Below are 2,393 nucleotides of genomic sequence, written 5' to 3' on the forward strand. Positions count from 1 at the left end.
GCATGATCTCGATCAACCACCTCGGCCTGGCGTTGCCGGAAGTGCCCTTCGGCGGCATCAAGGATTCCGGCTACGGCACGGAAGGCGGTTCGGAAGCCATCGAAGCCTATCTGGAAACACGCTTCGTGACGCGCAAGAGCGCCTGAGCCGGAAAAACGCTCGCAACGGTCGTGCGCGGACATCGTTCGCGCACGCCGCCTTTCAAAGCCGACGGGCGTCGGCAGAGAACGTGTCTCAATTAGCCGGCGTCTGCGGCAAGACCGAGCGCCGTGATCGCCGCGACCGCACACATCTCGTCATTGTCGGATGTGTCGCCGGTGATGCCGACGGCACCGAGCAGATCGCCCTCCTTCGAACGCACCAGGACGCCGCCCGGAACCGGCACGATCCGACCGCCGGACACGGCCGAAAGTCCCTCGATGAAATGTGGTCGCTCGATCGCGGTGGCGTTGAGCCAGCGCGATCCCATGCCAACGGCGAGCGCCCCATAGGCCTTGCCGGAAGCGATCTCGAAGCGAAGCATCGAAGAGCCATCCTGCTTCTGGAAGGCGATGAGGTGGCCACCGGCGTCGAGCACGGCGACGGACAGCGGCTTCAGGCCCGCTTCCTTAGCCCGGCCGAGCGCGCCGGCGATGATCGCGTTTGCAAGTTCAAGTGTAAGGCGATGCATGACGATTCCAATCACATGAGAATAGAGGGCCCGCGCCTCGTGCGCGGGCCAAAGAATTGGGCGCTGGTTATCTCCAAAGCGCCGGAGCGCGGAGTTCTCGTCAGTTGGCGACACCCATGACCTTGCCGAGATAGGCGACATATTCGCCGAACTTCGGCAGTGCGCGGGTCGTTGCCGCGTCGCGCGGGCGCGGCAGGTCGATCGTCACCTCCTCGATGATCTTACCGGGGCGATCCGCCATGACGAGAACGCGATCCGACAGGAAGACCGCCTCGGCGATGCTGTGGGTGATCAGCATCACGGTCTTTCTGTGCTCCTGCCAGATCCGCAGCAGCTCGACGTTGAGCTTGTCGCGTGTCAGCGCGTCGAGCGCGCCGAAGGGCTCGTCCATCAGCAGGATCGGAGGATCGAGCACCAGGGCCTGGCCGATCGAGGCGCGCTGGCGCATGCCCCCCGATAGCTGGTGGGGATGCGCATCTGCGAACTTCGTCAACGACAGGACGTCGAGCACCTTGTCGACCGCCACTTTGCGTGCGTCGGCCGGCATGTTTCGGATGCGGGCGCCGAGCTCGACATTGCCGCGGACGGTCAGCCAGGGCAGCATGTTGTTGGTCTGGAACACGACGCCGACATCCGGCCGCGGCGAGCGGATCTTCTCGCCCTTGATGGTGGCAGAGCCCGTCTCATAGGGAATGAGGCCGGCGACGATGCGCAGAAGCGTGCTCTTGCCGCAGCCGCTGGGCCCGAGGACCGAGACGAACTCCTGCGGCCTGATGCCGAAATCGATGTCCTCGAGCGCCTTGAACTGACCGAAGGTCTTGTTCAGCCCCTTCGCCTCGATGTGATTGGCGACTGCCTCCGCCGCGGGGCGCGCGCCCTCTTCATGCTGGGGCACTCCGGCCGTGGCTACAGACGCCATCTTTTCCTCCCGAACCGACATATTCATACCTGGATACCCCGCCACCAGACGGCCTTGGCCGCGAATTCGATCAGGGCGTAAAGGGCGAGCGAAATCAGCGTGATCACGATGATGCAACCGAAGACGAGATCCGTGCGCGACGATGCCGTCGCCATCATGATCAGGTTGCCAAGCCCGCGTTCGGAGCCGACCAGCTCGCCGATGATCGCGCCGATCATCGCCAGCGGCATGGCGACGCGACAACCGTCGATGAAGCTCGGCAGCGCGCTCGGCAGCCGGAGCGTCGTAAAGGTGCGCCACGGACCGGCGTTGAGCGCCCGGAAATGTTCCTCGAGGTTCTTGGCGGTGCCGGCAAAACCGCCGAGCGTCGCGACGACGATCGGGAAGAAGGCGAACAGGAACGCCATCGCCACCTTGGAGATGAAGCCGTAGCCGAACCAGACGATCATCAGCGGCGCCAACGCGCTCTTCGGCGTTGTCTGCAAGGCGGTGACCAGCGGATAGATGGTGCGCTGGGCAAAGGGCGAGACATAGACGACCATGCCGAGCATGACGCCGATGACGACTGCGGCGCCAAAACCGATCAGCACTTCGGCAAGGGTGTACATCGAGTGCTCGAACACTTCGGTTCGCGCTTCCCACACGGCGACGACGATCGCGGATAGGGGCGGCAGGATGTAGCTTTTGACTTCGAAATATCGGACGCCGTATTCCCAGAAGAGCAGAAACGCACCGAAAAAGAGGACGACTTGGCTGTAGGCAACAAGTCGCGAATTAGAGCCTGGCATGGAGGCCTCCGACGAC

Annotated in this window: 4 protein-coding genes; 1 reads left to right on the forward strand and 3 read right to left on the reverse strand. The window is 63.6% G+C overall.

The features are described 5' to 3' along the window. Window positions 1-146, forward strand: a 146-nt coding sequence (locus VGO04_RS05275) for an aldehyde dehydrogenase family protein (RefSeq protein ID WP_327494917.1), incomplete at its 5' end; no start/stop codon positions are given. 92 nt (window positions 147-238) lie between these two features. On the opposite strand, the gene VGO04_RS05280 is transcribed toward VGO04_RS05275, so the two are convergent. The 3 genes from VGO04_RS05280 to VGO04_RS05290 form a co-directional block, all read right to left on the reverse strand. Beyond that, window positions 239-670, reverse strand: coding sequence for a heme-binding protein (locus tag VGO04_RS05280; protein ID WP_327494914.1), 432 nt, complete (start codon window positions 668-670; stop codon window positions 239-241). A 100-nt stretch (window positions 671-770) separates the two neighbouring features. After that, the gene (locus VGO04_RS05285; RefSeq protein WP_327494915.1) at window positions 771-1,589 is read right to left on the reverse strand and encodes an ABC transporter ATP-binding protein; all 819 of its coding nucleotides are present in this window, start codon (window positions 1,587-1,589) and stop codon (window positions 771-773) included. Between the two features lie 23 nt (window positions 1,590-1,612). Then, the coding region (locus tag VGO04_RS05290) for an ABC transporter permease (RefSeq protein ID WP_327494916.1) at window positions 1,613-2,393 on the reverse strand (781 nt) is incomplete at its 5' end.

This window comes from Ensifer sp., from assembly GCF_035999185.1.
In the GTDB taxonomy this organism is placed as follows: domain Bacteria; phylum Pseudomonadota; class Alphaproteobacteria; order Rhizobiales; family Rhizobiaceae; genus Ensifer.

Coding starts and splice junctions, on each gene's coding strand:
- VGO04_RS05280 (WP_327494914.1), bottom strand. CDS start 670: ATGCATCGCCTTACACTTGAACTTGCAAACGCGATCATCGCCGGCGCG.
- VGO04_RS05285 (WP_327494915.1), bottom strand. CDS start 1,589: ATGGCGTCTGTAGCCACGGCCGGAGTGCCCCAGCATGAAGAGGGCGCG.